At 33.2% G+C, this 19,325-nt stretch carries 27 protein-coding genes; 6 read left to right on the top strand and 21 right to left on the bottom strand.

Annotated features, from left to right (window positions below):
* Positions 1-10: 10 nt before the first annotated feature.
* The 3 genes from Q9B79_RS00250 to Q9B79_RS00240 all read right to left on the bottom strand — a co-directional run bounded on the left by Q9B79_RS00250 (position 11) and on the right by Q9B79_RS00240 (position 2,530).
* Entirely contained in the window at positions 11-1,699 is a 1,689-nt protein-coding gene (locus Q9B79_RS00250) for a terminase large subunit (RefSeq protein ID WP_306182156.1), read from the bottom strand.
* Entirely contained in the window at positions 1,696-2,067 is a 372-nt protein-coding gene (locus Q9B79_RS00245) for a hypothetical protein (protein ID WP_016091266.1), read from the bottom strand. The genes Q9B79_RS00250 and Q9B79_RS00245 overlap by 4 nt, the downstream gene beginning before the upstream one ends.
* A gap of 166 nt (positions 2,068-2,233) precedes the next feature.
* Positions 2,234-2,530, bottom strand: coding sequence for an HNH endonuclease (locus tag Q9B79_RS00240; RefSeq protein ID WP_044793474.1), 297 nt, complete (start codon positions 2,528-2,530; stop codon positions 2,234-2,236).
* A 332-nt stretch (positions 2,531-2,862) separates the two neighbouring features.
* On the opposite strand from Q9B79_RS00240, the gene Q9B79_RS00235 reads away from it, so the two are divergent.
* A complete protein-coding gene (locus Q9B79_RS00235) occupies positions 2,863-3,024 on the top strand; it encodes a hypothetical protein (RefSeq protein WP_000352022.1) in 162 nt (53 codons plus the stop codon).
* A gap of 271 nt (positions 3,025-3,295) precedes the next feature.
* Positions 3,296-3,718, top strand: coding sequence for a type II toxin-antitoxin system HicB family antitoxin (locus Q9B79_RS00230; RefSeq protein ID WP_306182153.1), 423 nt, complete (start codon positions 3,296-3,298; stop codon positions 3,716-3,718).
* An 81-nt stretch (positions 3,719-3,799) separates the two neighbouring features.
* Here the strand turns inward: Q9B79_RS00230 and Q9B79_RS00225 are convergent, their stop codons facing one another.
* From Q9B79_RS00225 to Q9B79_RS00200, 6 genes are all read right to left on the bottom strand, one after another.
* Complete coding sequence (locus tag Q9B79_RS00225; RefSeq protein WP_306182151.1) at positions 3,800-5,485, bottom strand: hypothetical protein; 1,686 nt, start codon at positions 5,483-5,485, stop codon at positions 3,800-3,802.
* A 45-nt stretch (positions 5,486-5,530) separates the two neighbouring features.
* Entirely contained in the window at positions 5,531-5,998 is a 468-nt protein-coding gene (locus tag Q9B79_RS00220; protein ID WP_306182149.1) for a Panacea domain-containing protein, read from the bottom strand.
* A gap of 422 nt (positions 5,999-6,420) precedes the next feature.
* Positions 6,421-6,696 (bottom strand): helix-turn-helix transcriptional regulator, encoded by a 276-nt coding sequence (locus Q9B79_RS00215; protein WP_306182147.1) that lies wholly within the window; start codon positions 6,694-6,696, stop codon positions 6,421-6,423.
* Between the two features lie 239 nt (positions 6,697-6,935).
* Complete coding sequence (locus Q9B79_RS00210; RefSeq protein WP_001086026.1) at positions 6,936-7,070, bottom strand: hypothetical protein; 135 nt, start codon at positions 7,068-7,070, stop codon at positions 6,936-6,938.
* A gap of 228 nt (positions 7,071-7,298) precedes the next feature.
* On the bottom strand, positions 7,299-8,282 hold the full coding sequence (locus Q9B79_RS00205; protein ID WP_306182146.1) for an HNH endonuclease: 984 nt from the start codon (positions 8,280-8,282) through the stop codon (positions 7,299-7,301).
* 42 nt (positions 8,283-8,324) lie between these two features.
* Positions 8,325-8,657 (bottom strand): nucleotide pyrophosphohydrolase, encoded by a 333-nt coding sequence (locus tag Q9B79_RS00200; RefSeq protein WP_098284286.1) that lies wholly within the window; start codon positions 8,655-8,657, stop codon positions 8,325-8,327.
* 140 nt (positions 8,658-8,797) lie between these two features.
* On the opposite strand from Q9B79_RS00200, the gene Q9B79_RS00195 reads away from it, so the two are divergent.
* A complete protein-coding gene (locus tag Q9B79_RS00195) occupies positions 8,798-9,448 on the top strand; it encodes an HNH endonuclease (RefSeq protein ID WP_306182145.1) in 651 nt (216 codons plus the stop codon).
* Positions 9,449-9,783: 335 nt separating this feature from the next.
* The gene (locus Q9B79_RS00190) at positions 9,784-10,572 is read left to right on the top strand and encodes a hypothetical protein (protein ID WP_306182144.1); all 789 of its coding nucleotides are present in this window, start codon (positions 9,784-9,786) and stop codon (positions 10,570-10,572) included.
* A 75-nt stretch (positions 10,573-10,647) separates the two neighbouring features.
* On the opposite strand, the gene Q9B79_RS00185 is transcribed toward Q9B79_RS00190, so the two are convergent.
* From Q9B79_RS00185 to Q9B79_RS00160, 6 genes are all read right to left on the bottom strand, one after another.
* Positions 10,648-11,235 (bottom strand): sigma-70 family RNA polymerase sigma factor, encoded by a 588-nt coding sequence (locus tag Q9B79_RS00185; RefSeq protein ID WP_306182143.1) that lies wholly within the window; start codon positions 11,233-11,235, stop codon positions 10,648-10,650.
* A 499-nt stretch (positions 11,236-11,734) separates the two neighbouring features.
* The gene (locus Q9B79_RS00180) at positions 11,735-12,454 is read right to left on the bottom strand and encodes a hypothetical protein (protein WP_306182142.1); all 720 of its coding nucleotides are present in this window, start codon (positions 12,452-12,454) and stop codon (positions 11,735-11,737) included.
* A gap of 177 nt (positions 12,455-12,631) precedes the next feature.
* Positions 12,632-12,871, bottom strand: coding sequence for a hypothetical protein (locus tag Q9B79_RS00175; RefSeq protein ID WP_306183299.1), 240 nt, complete (start codon positions 12,869-12,871; stop codon positions 12,632-12,634).
* A 142-nt stretch (positions 12,872-13,013) separates the two neighbouring features.
* Positions 13,014-13,709, bottom strand: a complete 696-nt coding sequence (locus Q9B79_RS00170) for a hypothetical protein (protein WP_306182141.1) — start codon at positions 13,707-13,709, stop codon at positions 13,014-13,016.
* Positions 13,710-13,983: 274 nt separating this feature from the next.
* Complete coding sequence (locus Q9B79_RS00165) at positions 13,984-14,358, bottom strand: ArpU family phage packaging/lysis transcriptional regulator (RefSeq protein WP_306182140.1); 375 nt, start codon at positions 14,356-14,358, stop codon at positions 13,984-13,986.
* A gap of 4 nt (positions 14,359-14,362) precedes the next feature.
* Positions 14,363-14,650: a hypothetical protein gene (locus tag Q9B79_RS00160; protein WP_000520471.1), complete on the bottom strand. Its 288-nt coding sequence runs from the start codon at positions 14,648-14,650 to the stop codon at positions 14,363-14,365.
* A 136-nt stretch (positions 14,651-14,786) separates the two neighbouring features.
* Here Q9B79_RS00160 and Q9B79_RS00155 point away from each other — a divergent pair, with 136 nt between their 5' ends.
* Positions 14,787-14,999: a hypothetical protein gene (locus tag Q9B79_RS00155; RefSeq protein WP_001032092.1), complete on the top strand. Its 213-nt coding sequence runs from the start codon at positions 14,787-14,789 to the stop codon at positions 14,997-14,999.
* A 103-nt stretch (positions 15,000-15,102) separates the two neighbouring features.
* Here the strand turns inward: Q9B79_RS00155 and thyX are convergent, their stop codons facing one another.
* Positions 15,103-15,849, bottom strand: coding sequence for an FAD-dependent thymidylate synthase (gene thyX / locus Q9B79_RS00150; RefSeq protein ID WP_306182138.1), 747 nt, complete (start codon positions 15,847-15,849; stop codon positions 15,103-15,105).
* 51 nt (positions 15,850-15,900) lie between these two features.
* Complete coding sequence (locus Q9B79_RS00145) at positions 15,901-16,656, bottom strand: DNA cytosine methyltransferase (protein ID WP_306182136.1); 756 nt, start codon at positions 16,654-16,656, stop codon at positions 15,901-15,903.
* A gap of 128 nt (positions 16,657-16,784) precedes the next feature.
* On the opposite strand from Q9B79_RS00145, the gene Q9B79_RS00140 reads away from it, so the two are divergent.
* Positions 16,785-17,609 (top strand): exosporium leader peptide-containing protein, encoded by an 825-nt coding sequence (locus tag Q9B79_RS00140; RefSeq protein ID WP_306182134.1) that lies wholly within the window; start codon positions 16,785-16,787, stop codon positions 17,607-17,609.
* Between the two features lie 116 nt (positions 17,610-17,725).
* Here Q9B79_RS00140 and Q9B79_RS00135 read toward each other — a convergent pair whose 3' ends face one another.
* From Q9B79_RS00135 to Q9B79_RS00120, 4 genes are all read right to left on the bottom strand, one after another.
* Positions 17,726-18,298, bottom strand: a complete 573-nt coding sequence (locus tag Q9B79_RS00135) for a dUTP diphosphatase (protein WP_306182133.1) — start codon at positions 18,296-18,298, stop codon at positions 17,726-17,728.
* A gap of 94 nt (positions 18,299-18,392) precedes the next feature.
* On the bottom strand, positions 18,393-18,515 hold the full coding sequence (gene fbpA / locus Q9B79_RS00130; protein WP_000553935.1) for a Fur-regulated basic protein FbpA: 123 nt from the start codon (positions 18,513-18,515) through the stop codon (positions 18,393-18,395).
* 2 nt (positions 18,516-18,517) lie between these two features.
* Positions 18,518-19,147: a hypothetical protein gene (locus Q9B79_RS00125; RefSeq protein WP_306182131.1), complete on the bottom strand. Its 630-nt coding sequence runs from the start codon at positions 19,145-19,147 to the stop codon at positions 18,518-18,520.
* Positions 19,144-19,314 (bottom strand): hypothetical protein, encoded by a 171-nt coding sequence (locus Q9B79_RS00120; RefSeq protein WP_306182129.1) that lies wholly within the window; start codon positions 19,312-19,314, stop codon positions 19,144-19,146. The genes Q9B79_RS00125 and Q9B79_RS00120 overlap by 4 nt, the downstream gene beginning before the upstream one ends.
* Positions 19,315-19,325 lie beyond the last annotated feature (11 nt).

Genomic DNA, 19,325 nt, shown 5'->3' with positions numbered 1-19,325 from the left:
CACCTCCTTCTTAAATCATATTGAGGTAGTCATTTCGTTTTTCTTGAAGAACTACATATGCATTTAAAAGCGCTGCTGTGCCATCAATACGACGTCGTTGGTTCTTAGTTTTATTTGGTTGTATATTTAAATTTTTATCAACGTCTATGGCTGTGTTGGAAAGACACCACTTATCAATTGCGTTGTTGTTATAGTTGACTAACTTAGATTCCAAGTCAGCTCCTAAAAGTCTCATCGGGCTAGAAAGAGTCTGTTTACCTTGTGCGATAGGAATCATAGATTCTTTGCCAAAATATCCTTCCATCTCCTCAACCCAATACTTAGCTGACCATCTATCATAGCCAATCCAAGGTAGATAAATACCACATGCATCTCGTATTTCTAAGAACCATTTCGTAACAAATTTATAATGAACGGAATTTCCCGGTGTTGTTCTTAATATTCCTTGCTCGTGCCATAAATTATATGGGATTTTATCTTCTTTACTTCGCTGCTCCAATAAATCTTCCGGAAGCCAATACATCTGCTTCACATAAATATGCGGGTCTTCTGGAACCATAAAAATAACCTTCGCTGCTGTTAAATCAGTAGTTGAAGATAAATCGCAACCACCAATTCCATAGGAAGGCTTTAACTTTTCTATATCGAAAGTATCAGGATTATTTAGTTGTTCAAAAGTCAGCCATGCCTCTGTTGATGTTTCTCTTATATTAAAATCTTTTGTTAGTAAGTTTTTTACTAGCAAAGAATTTGCTTTTGCCTTATTTACCTTTGTTTCAAGTTGGTCTACCTTTTTTATCGTTCCTAGCCCTGGATTTGCCTTTGCCCATTTTGAAGGGTCTGTCCACTCTTCTCGTTTATCCAACTCATAGATTATAGGTAAAAAACGATCGTCTTTATATCCATCCGGGTCATCAAGACCATTTAACAACATTTCTGCTTCTTCATACTTCATATCATACACTGACTCTCGGACAGTTCCGGCTGTTGTAATCATAAATATCATTGGCTGTTCTCGTGAAGACGTACCATCTACAATAACGTCATATAAGTTTTTATCTTTCCAAGCATGGATTTCATCCATCATAGCACCATGTACGTTAAGTCCATCTAAAGTTTCACTATCAGAGCCAAGTGGTTTAAAGGTACTGTCGTTCCATTCAGAGACCATTTCAGATACTAAAGGTTTAATACGCTTTAATAGTGCTGGTGACTTCTTTACCATTCGCTTTGATTCTAGCCAAACTAATTTCGCCTGGTCTTTCTTAGTTGCTACCGCATAAACTTCTGAACCTGGTTCCCCATCTGCTATTTGCAAATACAATCCAATACCTGAACCAACAGTAGATTTTCCGTTTTTACGAGCAACTACAAGTAATACTTCTCTGTATTTTCTTGTGCCATCTATTCCATGTACAAACCCAAATGCTGCTGCAATAAATGCCTTTTGCCATACTTCTAAAACAATTGGTTTTCCGCCCCATTTTCCCTTTGAGTGCTTACAAAAGTTTTCGATGAACTCAATGGCATGGTTCGCTTTCTTTGAGTCGTATTCATATATACTTTCTTTATCATCAATATCACTTACTAATTTCTTATATATTCTACGAACTTTTTCACTAACAATTTCTTTTCCCGATTCAATAAGGCTATAATATTCAATGATTGGGTTATAAGACAAAGGATATTGTATCCTCATTTATTCATCACAAAGTCATCAAACCCATCATCCTTCTCCTTACTTTCAACTGGTTTTTTAGGTATGTAATCACCCAACTGCTTCATTATCGTTTGATAACTTTTATTCATAGCTATATATCTTCTTGCCGCTGGTCTTTCTCTTTCATAAGGCTCTTGATTCTCTGATTGCGAGAACATTTCATCGTAACCATTTTCATCAAGATCTTTACGTACATCTTCTAGTCGAACACGTAAATCTGCCGCTTCAACAATTAGCCCCTCTACTACCAAGAGGGTATCTTTTGGCATTTCTTTATATATACGTTTAAGTCTGTTTATTTCTTTGTTAACCCGTTCTTCTTTTGTTAATTCTTTCTTTATCGCCATAAATAACACCTCATCTCTTCTGCATTTTGGGTAGGGGGGTCACGCGAAATGACCTGTGTATTACTTGAAGGTACCTCATCGGTCCTTCGAGAACTCGAAAAAGATTTTGAAATGGGGGGGCTTTTATTTCTTTGGAAATATCAGCGTTCACTTTTTATTTTGATTTTTATTCTTTTTGTATTAAATCCCCGTTCTCATCAAACATTACTCCTTCAACAACTGGACTATTCTTCTCATGATGTTCACGGTTGTGGCAATCCTGACATAAAAGTTCTAAGTTATGAAAGCTCAATGTAATCTCTGGGTTATTTATATTCTCTGGTGTTATGTAATCCTTGTGGTGAACAATTTTCCCACTCCCCTTACATCGCTCACACAATCCATATCTAAATTTAAAATATGAATCCCTACACTTCTTCCATGCTGTGGATTTATAAAACCTCTTTGCATATTCCTTTGCCATGCATCCACCTCAAAACAAATAACCGCTCAATGTTGAACGGTTATCCTTTATATAAAGTTATACGAAACCCAATACGGTAAATGAAGTTTTATATAACATAATTGTTATTAATCCCTATCTACTATTAGGTGGCTTTTGTACGACAAAAATAAAGCTTTTATCTCTCATTGGACAGACTTATATTGAATGCAAATACTCTCAACAACTTCCCTTTCAATATTTAATATCCATATATTATTTTATAAAAAAATAAAGATTAATTAATTGAATTTCCTTTACACGTATTATAATACGTGTTATAATAAGAGTATAGAAAGGAGGGAATAAGGGAGATGGACATTCTAGATATTTTAGACAAAGTAAGCGGGATTTCTTCTTTCATCTTAGCGATATACATACTTCTCAAAGAAAGCAAAGAAGAAAAAAATAAGCGTCCTCAACGCAAAGGTTCAAGCCGACCAAGCAGAAAACCTAAGCGAAGAAAACGCAAGTAACCCATTGGGAAACTCAACCAACTGGTTGGGTTTCTCAAAAAAATATTATCATCTCCCATATCTATATGTCAAAAACTTCATTGATTTTAAATACTATTTGTTTGTTTTTAACAATTCGTTTCTTTATTGTTACCGACTTTTCTAATTTACAAATGTTAGACACTATCTACCTAATAGTTATTATTTTATGGATTCTGGTCTTTACCATTTCGATTATCAAGAAATTTAAGAAGTAAATCCATGACGCTATATTTAACAGGAGGAAAAGCTAATGAGCACTTATCAAGATCGCTACATCTACCCATCTATTTTTGATTTTTCTAATGAGCAGGTTACTGTTACATTTCCTGACTTAGCAGATTGTCATGCTAATGGCAATAACTATGAGGATGCTTTTGAAATAGCTAAAAAGACATTAGCAACTCATTTATATGAAATAGAAGAAAATAAAGGTGCTATTCCGCCCGCATCTAATCCAACTTCTATCCAAACTAAAGACAATCAAGTTATTGGCTTAATGGAAGTATGGATGCCACCATTACGTAGTGAAATTGAAAATAAAGCAGTTAAGAAAACATTAACTATTCCTCATTGGCTTGATAAAATGGGAAAAGCTAATAATGTAAACTACTCTCAAGTGTTACAAGATGCACTAAAAAAGCATTTAGGTGTTAATGAACATAAGAACATGTAAGATAAACATAAAGAGCATCTTTACAGATGCTCTTTATGTTTATTATCTAGATATTAACAACGTACACACGTGATATTTATTTTATAAATCATTCGCTTTGTAGAATTTCTTAAGGTTTTTTTCTTCTAAAGCTAGCAGTCCATATAAAGAATTTAATCCTTCAATTTTAGACTTTAGATAGCTAAGATATTCATAGTCTTCATCCTTGAAAAAATAATCCAAACTTATAAATGCAAGTTTGTTTGGTTCGACCCTTACTTTTTTTATCGCACACGTATAATATTGTTGAATTGAAACCAATAATGTTGCTTTAAGGAAACAGTATTTATATGACGTCGCGCTGAAAGTTATTTTAGTAGAAAGTAATTCCGTTAAATTTTTACTTAATCCTAAATTAGGATGTTTATTTTCAATATTTCTATATGTTTCTTCTATTAGATAGGTAATATCATTATAATTGAAATTTTTAACAAAATTCTTAATTAAGAAACCTGCACATTGATAATGCCCTAGTTCAATTGATTTTACAATTCCTAAAAACATAACCCTTGAAATTTTTTCTTGCACATCATAATGTTTCTTTAAATTTCTTTCAAACCTTTTCATCTTAATCCTATTCCCTATAATAGACATACTTGTTGGATTTTTTGGAGATTTAAATTCGTTTAATAAATCTAAAAACGTATTAGTTACATCAGTTAATAATTTAATGTTATTTTGGTGTAACGCCTTTATAAACAAGGATGTTATTAAAGTTAAGAAATCGTTTTTATTTGTATTTTGTCTTTCGCTTTCCCTTAAAATCAAAGATCGAAAAATTCTAGAAGTCCTGTTATCATTATTCTGATACAGTGTTAAGATGACTTGACAAATTATACAATAATACTCATCATAAAAATCTTTAAAAAGAGATTCTAAATCTTTATGATTGGAATACCTTTTTTTCTGTCTGTATACTTTCCATTCTCGCTTTAAATCCTTATGTAAAACAAACGACAAAGGTTGGATTTTCCCCAAATTATCAATTATACTATTTATTTCTGTGTCTTTTCCACCTTTAAACGTAATACCCAATAAATCATTCATACATTTCAAAGTACTAATATACAAATCAAAATATAAAGTGCCCGAAAACGGAACGATTTTACTGAATTTTTCTTCATTCAAATTAATATCAATGATCTTTTTTATTAATACTTCATCTATACTTTTATAAGAGTGTGTAAAATCATTACTTAATTTATATTTATCTTTAGCGGTTAGAATTTGAAAACAAATTTCAGCAGCTATATTAATTTCTTTTAACTCTTTTTGTAATTTTGCAACAAATGCATGATTATTTTTAGTCCACTCTTCTTTAGAGTCGAACTCCTTTTCAATATTCTCAAAACCCTTTTTAATTTGGTTAATATTGTATTCGAACTCACTTATAACATTAATGTTTCTTAATATACTTTTATAAGCAAAATATGCAATTACAATCCAGGCAAAAGAAATTATTGCTAAACATACTATTACAAAATCGGATAATTTCCCAGTCGCAGTTACATCAGGTATTAAAAACATATTAAAAATTACCAATAAAAGCGTTATACCTAAAAAAAGTTTTATGGGTAATGCTTTTTTTCTTTTAAATAGCGAATATGCTACCTCTTTTTGTTCGCGATACGCAAATATAAAAATAGTAAAGCTTAATGGAATTAAAGTCTTTATTATGCCATTCATAAAATTAATAAAGTTAATAGAATATTCTACAAAAAACTCCAAAACTACGTTCCCCCTATAAAAAAGCAGAGTGAATATTCACCCTACTTAAATTGCCTGAACTATATATTCTTTTGCAAAGTATTGTTTTATATCTTTTTTCTTAATACGTTCATTACTATAATCAAATGTGCCTAGTCCCTTCCTTGCGTTTACCCAAGGCTCTTCATTGTGAGTCATTTCTTCTAATACTTTTCCACTGTAACTTTTGAAAATACTCCACACATCATTTAATAGTTTTTTTTCTTCCTCTGTTAAATCAATCATTCCAATATCATAATGTGTATCTATCTCATTATAAGCAAAATGCTTATATTCAGAATAAACTTCTGGAACCACTGGACCATGTACCCATGCTTCAATTCTTTCCATAAATAAAGGGCTGTCTTGAATTGCTAAATGGAATCCTTGAGCATAATACAATAATTTTTGCAATTTTAAATTAGTAATACTTTCTTCTGTTCCTGGTACACTTTTACTTACGAGATACTTAGCAACCTCTAATGCCTTTGCCATATTTATCCCCCCTATATTACGTTATTCGACAACAATATCAATATTCCTTTTAAAATATAATTAATAAAATTATTATAACACAAAAACTTTAATGGCATGATTAGAATTCTGATTATCTTTACTTAGTCTGTCCTACGATTAATGTAATATACTTTTATTACGTACAATGAACACCCACACTCATTCATTTGTTTTTAAATAATCTTATTAATTAAAACTTATTTGTTTAAAAATGGTATCTCCCAAAAACAACAATACTGATTAATCCGTTTAAACATATCCTACTCTATAAACAGTACAACTTCTTTAAAACAAGGTATTAATTTATCTCATTGACACCTTTTATAACCATACTATTCACGAAAATGCTTTTTAGTTATCAAATTACACCCAAATTATCTACTTATACAGATGATTTACTCTCATTTATTATAAGGCTGGTATTTCTCCCGCAATATCTCCAATTCCTTCTTCTTCTCTTCAATATCTTCACGTAGAAATAAGCTCACTCGTTCCATTTTTTTAAATGGTACAAGTTTACCATCTTTAATCAGTTTACTAATTCTCGCTTTACTAATCCCTAAAACATCCATTACCTCTGGTGTCGTTAATACCTCATCATGTAAAAAAGAAAGCAGTTTCTCTTTATTTTCAAACTTGTACACTTTATTCACCTCTTTTTTCTTTAAAAATCCCATAAAGTCGTAATGACGTATTTATAATATAAAGAACTAAAAGAATAATTAACACGATATCCAAAACAGTTTTAAAAATACTCGCTTCGATCGAATCTCGAAAATAAGCAAAGTAAAACAGTGTAACGAAGATAATTAAGATGTTCGATGAATTACTTGTTTTCTTCATATTGTTTACAAATTGGCAAGTTGTTATAATGTGTATAGAAGAGAGAAGGTGGGCTTCTCTCTTCCGCTCAAAATCATTTGCGTTTACGTCTGGCTGGGCGTTTTCGTTTGGTTTTGAGCTTTTTTACTTTTTCGTGGATGACTAGGACTTTTTCAATGATTGTTAGTGCTGTAAGTATCATTCCTAGTATCAGTGCTAACTTTGCCAATTTGTTTCCCCCCTTTCGTTCTTTCTATATTTATTATACCATATCTGTTTACCTAGGTAAACAGATATCATGCATTTTCTGATTGTTTTTTTAATGTTTTTAACAATTTTATTTCTAATCAAATATGCGTTTCTCTTTTGATATCTTGCTTATCTACTACCAAAAATCAAAACAAAAAGCACCCAATCCGGATGCCTTTTGTTCAATAGAATACACTATATAATATCCTTATTTTTTATGGTAATTTAGATGCCATTCAAAATACTCAGCATTGTCATTATTCCATGTCAAGCACTCTTTTCCTTGGAGACTCTCAATATAATCCCTTACTGACTCTGGTAAATTATCTGTATTAACCAAGCTAATAATTTCTCCATTCAAGACAGTAATATACCCTTTCTCAAATAAATCATCACAACCAAATTTACACATAGGTATGGCTATATTTTCAATATCCAATCTTTCTTCTATGCTACAAAATGCTCTTTTCTTAATATGTGCAGCTACAAGTAAATCTATAGGATACTCTTTCCCACAAATTCCACAGTTACACGTTTTCTTATCATTAAACAGATAGCCACGTAATATCCCTTGCTCTTTTCTCGCCTTACCTTTTATTTCACTATCTAATGAAGCACTTTGTTCTAAATCACCTATAATGTCTTTGATATTTTTCTTTGTTTCTTCCTTTGTACTAATTGGAGCATAAGAAGAACTATACAAATCAAAAGCACTCATTATTATGTTACTTTTCTCTTGGTCTAATACTCTAAAACCTTGTATTAGATTACCCTCTTCATAATCTAATAATCTATTAAAGACACTTAAACTGATGGCTTGATGCTTTATTTCATCTAAGAAGTAAATATACTCCCAGCTTTCACCACTATCTGTTTCTCCCCACAGATGCTTTGCTAATTCTAAATTATGTACCTTATATGCGATGGTAGCAGATGCAAAAATTTGCTTATTCGCTGAAAAGAGAGTTATATCTCCTCTTTGAATCTTTTCCCATTGCTTTATTTTCTGTGGACTTGGAGTTATCCCCCAAACTCGGATTAAGTTTCCTTTATAAATTTCGGATAACTTATCAGCATCCTCTTGTTGTAAGAAAGGCTTAATTTTCTCAAATTCAATGCCATTACGCATTGTGGATTGAAAATTAAATTTAGCTACTTTATTCCCTGTAGGTTGTAGTATTACGTTGTACATACACTTACACCTCTTCTGTTTTATTTAGTTTTCTATAGTTTTCTATAGTTCGTTATATTTTTTATTCGATCCAAATGACTTTTCAACTGGATATTTTTTCTGATTTTTTTCTAGCTTATTTTTAACTACTTCTTCTATATCCAAATTCATTTGGTCAGCCAATAAAATTGAATAAATTAATACATCAGCTAGTTCATCCTTGATATTTTCAAGATTTTGTTCTATTGCATCTTCACTACTTTTCCACTGAAAATTCTCCAATAACTCGCTAGCCTCTAAAGAAAGAGAAATTGCCAAATCCTTCGAGTTATGAAATTGCTTCCAGTCTCTATCGTCTCGAAACTTAAGAATTTCCTTTATTGTATTTTGATTCATTTTTGAATCCTCCCGCTATTATCCATTGGTAAATCCTTCTACAATTATATAAAACCAATTGCTTCCATTGCAAAAATTTAGATATACTAATTTTAAAAAGATAGACTAACAATAAATATAGTTTTCTCGGAGGAATACCTATGGCAAATAAAAACCCTTGGTTAAATGAAATCATAGAAATATTAACGGAGTTAGGTGGAGCTGGAACACTAAGTCAAATTAAAACCAAAGTTATGGAACGTAATAGAATAGACCTAAGTAAATATCAGCATGAACAATCAATAGGTGCACAAATTAGAAAGACCATCTATTATCATTCTAGTGAATGCGATATTTATAAAGGGGAGCGGGACTTATTTTATGCTGTAAATGGTAAAGGAAATGGATGTTGGGGATTAAGAAACTTCGATATCAATAATGATTGGGATTTCATCGATCCTGAGGAGGAATTTTCTGAAGGGAAACAAATACTTAAAACTCATTTATCCTATGAACGTAATAATAAAGTAATTAGACGAGCAAAAGAACGTTTTAAGCAACAGCATGGTGGGAAACTCTTCTGTGAAATTTGTGGTTTTGACTTTCATAAAACATATGGTGAATTAGGAAAAGATTTTATCGAGGGACATCATACAATCCCTGTATCTCAACTAAAAGAAGGAGAAAAGACCAAAATTGAGGATATTATAATGGTTTGTTCTAATTGTCACAGAATGTTGCATAGACGTAAACCATGGCTAAGTACAGATGAATTATACCTATTATTAAATGACTTTATTAAATCCCATTGATAAGTTTTCTTATAGAAAAAAGGTTGCATTTTACAGACTCCTCCTATTCCATTTACTAATTAATCTTTTTATATAAGAATATCAGAACTGATACGAAAGTTATTTACTTTGGAAATATACACCATTATATTATAATTAATGATTACAATTAGTAATTTTAAATGGAGGAGAATTAAATTGACCACTAAGCCTAAGCCTAAAGAAATTGACCCTACACTTTATCCCTGTATATCGAATTTTAATTCCCGTAAAGATCTTGAAAAATATAATAGTGAAGCCTGGACTTTATTCGCACTAGGCTTACATTTTAATATTTATAAACGAGGTATTAAAATATGATTACAGGAACAGACTGGGCCATAGTTGTTGGCTTTTTTGTCACCGCTATATCAGGAGTTATAGTACAATTAGCATCTCATTATCTTACAAAAATCAGAGAAGAAAAGAAATATCAAAAGGAATGCTATCAAACTTTATTCTCTCCAATCGTTTTTAAAGTTATTAAATATATACAAGCTGAAAATGTAAGAGGATTTAAAGAAAAGCCAGATAAGCTTTTTAAAGAAATTATAGATCACCTTGGATTAAATATAAAATACGCTGCACCAAGATTTGTAATGAAATATGAAAATTTCAGACATGTTGATTTCAAATTGGATTCGCATGAGATGAAAGATTATTATATTTCAGAGCGTATTAAACTATGCGAAGAATTTTTATTAGATTATTTACAAATTAGTAATAAGTTAGAAGTATTAACACCAGATGTTAAAAGATTAATTGACATGAACTTAATGATATGTAAACTTCATGACTTAGCATGGTGTTGTTATTGCTATGAAATAGCTACCTTAGTACTCGAACGTGGAATTTTCATACAAAATTTATTTACTAATTATAATTATCAAGTTCAAGAAATTGAAGAAATTATAAAAGAACTTAATAATAATATTGAGTACTCCCAAAAACAAATAGGATGTATTCAATTTCATTGTTTCCAAAATGCGATTGAATATATAGAAAACATTTGCAAAACATTTATTAATAAATACCCTCAAGAGGAATCAACTTTTCAATCAGCACTAAATAACGGTATAGCACATTTAAAAGAAAAGCATAAATAAACAGTAAGGCTCTATCTTACTGTTTATTTATTATATAATGCTTTAATTAAACTTCATGCTTCTAATTTAAAAGCCTCATCCGCAATTGCAGAAGAGGCTCTCATTTACCTGCCTTGCTATTTTCTTTTCAGCACGTTCTATCATAGATTGCACCGTACTACATGTAATGTCTAGGTATCTAGCAATCTCTCTATACGTTAAACAATATCCTCGAGACATTAAGTACACCTCTTTCTCCCGATCCGTTAACAATGATAATGCATCTTCCAATCTAATTTTATCCCATTCACCAATTGCATGTTCTTGCTGATGACCGTCCCACTCATATAAGTTATCATCCATGCTACGGAAATATCTTTGCATCAGTAACGGATCACATGCTCTTTCTCTTTGATATGCAGCCAACCTTTCAACCCCTCTACGATTTCCCGGTCTCCTCGCCTTTTTCATCCATTCTAAGGAAAAAGTAATGTCGCTAATCATATCCGTTAGAATCTTTACATCTTCCTCTTTAGCTTCCTTTTGTACTTCTCTCAATTGTCTTAAAGTCGTGTTATATTGCTTAATTAAATCCTGCATAATATATCCCCTCCTTATAAACAAAAAGAACACCGTATATAGACTGTACTTCTCTACATAACAGTGTTCTTTTATTACTTTCATATTTAATTTCTACGCTTCTCTCACTACACAAGTGTCTTCCACTTATACAGTCAGAGAAACGGAAAACCGTTCCTCATAGACACAAATCAGTAAGTGTAGCTGATGCTTCTAAATTGTTTGGTAAAGTTCAAGAGAGAAATAAAGTGTTGAGGTGCCCCACGCCTCTTTGAACCGAGGAAAGTATGGTTAGCAATTGGACATTCGGAAGGAACATCCTCGGCTCAAAGAGAGGTGTAACCCTCTCCCCCGTTGGTCGGACCCTTACTTACGTTTATTCGTGAGTAAACTATAATTAATTGCCCTAGCCCGAGAAATTTAGATAAATCAAGAAACAACATACAGTACCATTTCCGTGGCAGTTCTTATGACACTTTTATAATACAGGGATATTCATAATATTTTTTATCTATTTTTTATCAAAATGAAAACCATCTATTTACATAGATGGTTTGAACTCTATTTCAACTCATTAAATTACACTTGTGTACTATTTTTCGGTTTAATTAATGCGGTATATAACCTTACCTTGTTTCATAATACGTATAGCCTTATCTTCTTCACAAAGATATTCTAGTGCACTTTTTATCAGTTCAGGAGAATGTATGGAGTATTTATACAAAATATTTTGATAGACTTGATTTAAATCCAACGCACTATAAGTACCCCCATATTCCTTGAATATTAAATCAGCTACTTCTTTTATTCTCTCCATATGTTTTTCAGAAATTTGAATTGCATCCGAATGTTTTATCGAATAGTCTATTTCACTATTTAATTGTTTACTAATATTCCTTGCAACATATGGAGCCGCATCCTCAAACACTTGCTGAATATCTTTCTTTGATATTTCCGAAGATTTTTTCTCTACCGTTGCCGCAATCTGTTCAACAAACAACTCCATATTTTCTTCAACAGTTTTTTCAATATCTAATGTATCTAACTTGTTAACTTTTTGATCTACCTTATCAATCTTATTCTCCATTATATTAAGAGTATCCTTCATTTGTTGATTCAACCTTTGAGCATCACTATCTTGTTTCAGAGCAATATAAATAGCTACTAAACCCAGTGCTATTGAGACTGCACTAGACATAATTGAAAAATTCGCTTCGATTCCTTTGTAATCAGCAAACCATAATGAAAGTATAAGGATAATAATGCCTATTAAGATACCCATTAGCCATTTCCAATCTTTATCCGTCCAATTTCTTTCGCCCATTTCATTTTACCTTCCTTAACTAGAAATATAAAACATATATATACATTTTTTCCTATAAAAAATAATATCACAAAATAAATAGCACCGCATCTCATACAAGTTCTCTAACTCTAGCCTCCCTTTATTTAAAATTCTATATAGCTTTAATTGCATAAATTATTCTATCAAAAGTGGTATCTATGTGATTGTAAAAACCGACTCACCCGAATACGCCCTCAATTGCTCAATAGCTATCCCTTGTGCATGTTTCTCACTATCAATTAAAGACACTCCTCTAGACATAGAACTCCAAAACTCATATCCACAATCCTCCATCCACCTATAAACTTCCGTTGTATACAAACCATCTTTTCGTTTTATTATTTCTACTTTGTATAGTTTACTTGCTGAAAAATATTCCCTAACAACTTGTTCCATCATTTCATTCTCTCCTTAAAACTATTCCTTCAGTTACTATACAAAAAAGAAGCCAACTATCTATATAGATGGCTTACCCTGATTGATTATAGGGTTGAAATTTCTCACGCAATCCTTCTACTTCTTTTTCCTTCCCACTTTATCATTTTTTATTTCTAGAAATAATTAATTGCGCCAAAGTATCAATTGAAACAAAAGTCAGTAATACTTCTTTAAATATCACCTTTAAATCATTCCATATGCCCCAATTCACTATACCCACTTTCATAAATGCTTCAAAATTCACTAAAATGTATACACAAATTAATAAAATATATGCAATAACTCTCATTATATAAGGTTGAAAAGCTTTCAAAATAATATTATGCCCTACTTTTGCATTTAACAATTTATCAAGCAACTTACTTATTATACTTTGTCCTACATATGCAAACAAAGAAAATCCTATCACTAGAGATAAGTAAATAAGAGCCATTTTTGTATCTTTTGAAATACTACCTATTGTATAAAACAAATCAATACACATAGTAGGAAGTAATAAAAATACAAAAATACAACCTAGTACTATAAACAACAATTGGTAAAAATATGATATATATATAAATAACATTAATGGTAAGGTTAAAGCCTTAAAAATATAATTCAAAATCTTAATATGCAAAAATGATTGAATAATTAATATTGCCCCAAAAGGACACAAAAAGCCTCCTCCTACACAAATCATAATAACATTATATAAATTTAAATCACTATACGGAGCACTAGTAAGTACCCATATCCCCATTGATAATAATATAATTCCCAATACAATTAGCAATTTATTAAACTTGTTTTCCATATATAATATTTAATTCTCCTTTAGTTTCTATAAAATTATTAGAATTATTCTCTAGATTTAAATGCCTAACATTGGTGCAAGTCCCGAACCTTTTATTTTTCACTAACTTCATATTTATCTATATTCACACAGGCTCCAACTACTATTTTAAAGCCCTTACCACACCACCCTATTTTTCATATCTTCTCATAGCTTTTATCATTCAATTATACAACAAAATGAAAATACTGGATAATTCTATTCTAAATAAAGAAACCGCTACAACAAGCGGTTCTCATCCTTCTACCTCTATTCCCAGCTTATAAGCAAGCTCAAACAAAGCCTTATTTCTCTTCCTATAATAATCTGGCTGCGACATATTCAACACCCTACACATCTTTACCCAACTAGGCTTCTCTTTCCCTAGATAAGCTAACTCAATAAGTTGTTTTTCCCGTTCATCTAGCCTCTCTACGCCTTTTCTTATTTCTTGAATATAGTTAATTCGTTCTAAAACTGTTTTACTCATGCCGATCACCTTACCATCTTGTACACGCTCTATATCTCTTTCATCTATACTTGATAAAAATAGATGATACTTTTTCAAAGCTTGAAGCACATTCTTTTTTGTCTGCTCTTTGTTAAGAACAGGTAGGGCAATATCCAACATACTCTCACTCCTTCACCATTTTCAAAAATGTATCCAGCGGTATAACTACTAACCACGGTTTTCTATCCGCTTTTATTGCTAATGCATCTGGTTGTTCACGTTCATCCTCCAACCAGTTATATAACGTCTTGAATCCTTCTTTCCTCGCTTTTACTTCCCATTCAAGACCTAAACCCTTCACATCATTTGAATACCCGTCCATCGCACCAGAGAGCGGTACACGAGCACCGCCTATCAAACTAGCAAATTCTCTTTCTCGTCTCATTCCTTTATCTCTTTGACTTTTTCCCATTTATAAATCTCCATTTCTTTAAAAGGATTATTTCATTAAGTTCCAATATGCAATATTGCATATTCTGTACTTTCAATTTTCATACATGCAATAATTTATTTATAAAAATACAAAGTATTGGTAAGGGTGATTTTATATGAACAAGTTCAGAAAGAAGATAATTAAATCTTTACAAACATTTTGGGGATGCTTAGCATTCGGTGGATTAATGTTTGCTATCTTCTTAATTATGGATCTAACAGATACACCTTTAAATACATTAGGCTGGAGAGACTGGCTAGGTTCTGCAGTAGGTGCAGCCATTGTAGCTGTTGGAATATTTAGTTTAAATAAATTGGATTTAAAATAAATATTCCGTCAATACTATAGATACACCAGTCTCCAATTCCCCTGGAGATGAGCAGTTAGCTTTTGCTAGCTGCTCTTTTATTTGTAATCTTTCTAGACTTCTGTTACTTTCCACTTCCGAAAAACTCGTCTACCCACTTTTCAACTTTTACAACTTCTTGCCTTAATTGCTCTGCCAACTCTGCGATTTCAGCTTGAGCACCTTTCCCTTTTCGACGCTTATTGTAGAAATCTAAAAGCCCCCGTAAATTGACTGTTAATACTAGATTAGTTGTAGCTGCGTTTGGAAGTACGCTACGAGCATCCTCAGCAGGAATTCCTAATGTTCTAAGCAGATCATAATCACTTTGTAGTTTGTACATCATCTGATTGTAAGCTTTAACTACTTGTTCTCCTTTAGCTTTAACAGTTTCAGGCACTATATAATCAAACCCACCTATCTTATCATCACTTCCCATACGTACATATCTTTGAGACTGGACTGAGTAACTGAATCCTACACGGTGACGTGTTAACTGTGTAAGTAATGCTCTACTAACTCCTTCTACTGCGAAAGTATATGTTAGATGCTCCAGTGTGGAAGTATGCCCCGAACCCACAATATGTCTAATGAGCCGATCTACTTCTTTTCCACCTTTTCCATCAGTTGCTTTTCCCTTGAAATACTTCTCTCCCTCTAAATCTACGATCCTACTAGGTTTATTGGGCGAGTAGCACGTACGGATTGCCGATAAAGCTACCACTTGCCCATGGGTAGGATCAAAGCCTTTCTCTCCAATACCAGATACAAGGGACAAATAGTTTACAAACTTCTCAGATAATTGCGTATGTGCTAGTAGCTTTACATCCATATTTAAATTCTCCATTTCTTAATGAATTTGTAACCTTGTTAGACAAGTTTTTCATAATAAACCTTCAATTTTAGCTATCGCCTCAAATATAGGATAGATCTGTTGCGGGACCACTGCATTACCCAGGAATCTCAATCTATCTTCGTCCAATCTTGTGGCAGTCCCATCATCCATTCCACAAACTGCGGGTTTATTTTCTTCCCAATATGTTCTGGAAAGTGTTCTCCGATTGATCCCGGTAGTGTTTTCCCATGTTTCCCATTTGCTTCTGAAGGGCACAACTCTCGGATCGGTTTGTAATTTTGACTTGTTGTTGGAGTGGCCAACAATAAATGTCCGGTATCTTTGATGTGGCGCGCCGACACTGACAGCCGGAAATACGAACGTCCTTGTCGAGTAGTTTTCTTCTTCCAAGTCGGAGAGCACGGTGTCCAAACCCATTGTGATGTGTCCAGCAACATTTTCTCCAACAAACCAAGTGGGTCCGAGTTCTCTAATGAGTCGGAAGACTTCTGGCCATAACCATCTTTCGTCTTCTGCACCTCTTCGCTTCCCAACAAGACTTTCCCCCTGACAGGGATATCCTGCTGAAACAACTCCAATTGAATCAACGTCTACACCTCCATCTATTAATAATTGTTTCGTAAGTTTATATAAATCCGGGAAAATAGGAATGTTAGGATAGTTCTTTCTGAGTACTTTTTGATTGAACTCTTCTATTTCGCAAAAGGCTGCTGTTTCAATTCCAGCCCAATCCGCTGCCATGCTTATTCCTGCAATTCCAGAACATAGATCTAGAATTTTCATATCCTATTCCCCTTTGTTTTAAAATAGCGTTTTTGTTTAATTTATAAAATACAACCGCTTGTCCATTTCACTTTGCTCTATCATTGCATTTACTATTAGTAATACGAATTTTTCAGAGGTGATTTATATTGGACGAGTTTTTATCCTCCGCTGCATTAAATCCGGATTCAATTGGACCGACACTTCCACCTATGCAACCTTTTCATTTCCCTACAGGTCCCACTGGTTCAACTGGGGCTACGGGTAACACCGGACCTACCGGAAGTACTGGTCTCACCGGAGCAACAGGGCCTACAGGACCTACAGGACCTACTGGAAGTACTGGATTCACTGGTTCAACAGGATTTACTGGTGTAACTGGTCCCACCGGGAATACAGGGCCGACTGGATTCACTGGACCTCCTGGCAACACCGGACCCACTGGTATTACAGGACCCACCGGCATAACTGGGCCTACAGGACCTACAGGGCCTACAGGGCCGACCGGACCAAGCCTCTCTTTCACTCCCCTTGCACCAGAACCTGAATTTATAGAATTACCGGCAAATACAAATAACTTTCTAATCATGGAGGTCTTTGTCCCCATAGAAAATACTGGTGATAGGGTCCTGTTAAATGCAACAATCGGTACAAATATTAATGTTTCTATTGGGGGAGATCAAGATAGTTTCTTTAACTTAGATACCATTACCTATCAGTTATTCCGCGATAATATGTTGTTAACAGAGGCATTTGTATCCGGCAACTATGAATCCGGCAGTACTGGTGATTTTCTATATCCATTTAACTCCACATTTACTTGGGTAGACGCCCCTGGAGACCCGATATTACCAGTAAATCCGGTTCCCTATCGTATTGTTGCGAATATAGGTGGATTTAGTGAAACTGTAACATCAGTTCAAATCGGAAATCGTGGTTTTTCTGCTGTAAGATACCCGCCTGATCCAGTTTAATTAGAAATAAGAGTCAATATCTCATTATGAGAGTGTAAATATTAAAATCTCTACGTTTGGTCTTCCGAGCAGTTAGCTTTTGCTAGCTGCTCTTTTTCTACAAAATTCAAATTTGATTAATATCCGTTATCCTGTCTCTCAAAGTTTTCCGCATTCTTCTCCTTATACGAATTAATAACATCCTCATAAGTAAATCCGTACAAATAGCAAATACGAAAGAAGATGCCAAACGCTCGTCTTAAATGTCCCATTGCTGTGGTTAAATCTCTGTACTGACACCATGCCCTTTTTGCAGTCAACACATCTTGCATATACCATTCAAACAGCATATTCACATTGCTTGTATCTTTTCTCATAATGGATTGCATGCTGAATGATGGAATAAGTTCATGTCTCCATGTACATTTATCTAGTTCAATGACAATGTTCATGAGAAAGTGGAGACCATCAATTAACTCTTCTAATAGTCCATTCTTAGGAACTCCAAATCCTGTACTCCACATCTTAAACGCTCGGGTTTCATTCCATGCTTCGCCGATTTCCACCAGTAATGCACGAAACAACATATCCATTTTGTCATTTCCTTTATATCCAATTCGTTTATCCAGTTCTTTTTGCATTTCAAATAGTTCCGTAATATCAAAGTTTTGTTTCTTCTCTTCAGATGTAATTGTGTGTAACTGAATCATTATAAGTTCACTCCAAGTTTGTATTTTAGTAAGAATATAGTCACACCGATTAAAAGCCAGCTGACTAAAATGATTGCCATTTCCTTTTTAAAACTCACTCTTCTCCCTCCAACATTTCCACTAACTCCTCAAACGAGCATTCGAACAAATCTCGAAGCCCGTCCTTGGATTTATAAATACCTCTATCAATCAGTTGATCTATGATGTGTTGATGCAAAACTACCCCACCATGTCCTCGACACAAAATTGTAATTCCATACTTTTCACTGGAAAGTATTTTACTGGAGTATCTTTTTCATTAATTGCTACACAACCTAAAACACCCTCAAATTTGTTATCCTCAGTCTGAACAACTACTTTATATAGGACATCTTCTCGTTCACAAATGTCACCTAATTTAAACTCGTCCATTTTACGGTCCTTCTTATAAAACATTATGAAGCGCTCAAATTCTTCTAACTCTTTATCTGTTGCCTTTCGGAATGTACGTCCCTGATATTTTTTAAAGGAGCATCCATCTTCATAGAAACGATACTCACCAACTTTTAATCCCATAATTAAGTAATATTTGTCCTTAGTCTCCTCTCTTAAGACCCCATACCATTTCCCATTTAAGCTTTCCATTACAAACATTTCACCGCACTCTAAATTCAATGGCTTTTCATAATCTACAAACTCGTTTTCAAAAAAGAAATTCATACCGATCGCAGATGGTACAATACGCTGACTACTAATTCCCAAAACCTCATGTTTACCCTTTTTTAATGTGTGTGCAAAATAATCATTCTTTTCTTTAATCCAATTCGTTTTCATTCTTTCAATCGCTTCAAATCCTGTATATGTTTTCATTCTTTCTCCTTCGCTTTCTTTAGCATTTCTTCAATCCGTTTTCCCGTAGTATTTTTATAGTCTTCACATGACCATTCAGCGCTGTTTGTCGGAGATGGTGTAAATACCACTCCCCAACTACTAACGCTTGAAATATGGACATCAGGACGAATTACAGTAATAGTCATATCAATCTGTC

This window comes from Bacillus sp. MHSD_36, assembly GCF_030757775.1.
Lineage (GTDB): Bacteria > Bacillota > Bacilli > Bacillales > Bacillaceae_G > Bacillus_A.
The sequence above is the reverse complement of the archived record's forward strand: the minus strand, read 5'-3'. Positions and strand labels throughout refer to the sequence as shown.